Annotated in this window: 1 protein-coding gene; it reads right to left on the bottom strand. The window is 55.2% G+C overall.

The window, feature by feature from the left end:
* Positions 1-89: hypothetical protein (locus AB1471_RS17630; protein ID WP_367781020.1), on the bottom strand; the 89-nt coding region annotated here is incomplete at its 3' end.
* Positions 90-252 lie beyond the last annotated feature (163 nt).

Genomic DNA, 252 nt, shown 5'->3' with positions numbered 1-252 from the left:
CGTTGCACCGGCTTCAGACCATCTCTGGCATCGGGCAACGCGCGGGCATAGATCACCGAATACGCGTATTCGAGGAACGACTTGCTCATCTCCTCATTCAACGGTGTTTCGACGATGTTCTCTTTGACCGTACGCGGGTCAAAGGCTGGTTTTGCCGGTTTGCGGTGCGACACCATGCGGTGAATCTCCTCACGGAAAAGTAATGGTAATCAACCTAGCAATGCTACCAGCCGGTACCGCCGCGGTGCTTGA

The organism is Jeotgalibacillus marinus, from assembly GCF_040801915.1.
Classification (GTDB): Bacteria; Bacillota; Bacilli; order Bacillales; family Jeotgalibacillaceae; genus Jeotgalibacillus; species Jeotgalibacillus marinus.
This window is presented reverse-complemented; position numbering and strand designations above follow the sequence as displayed.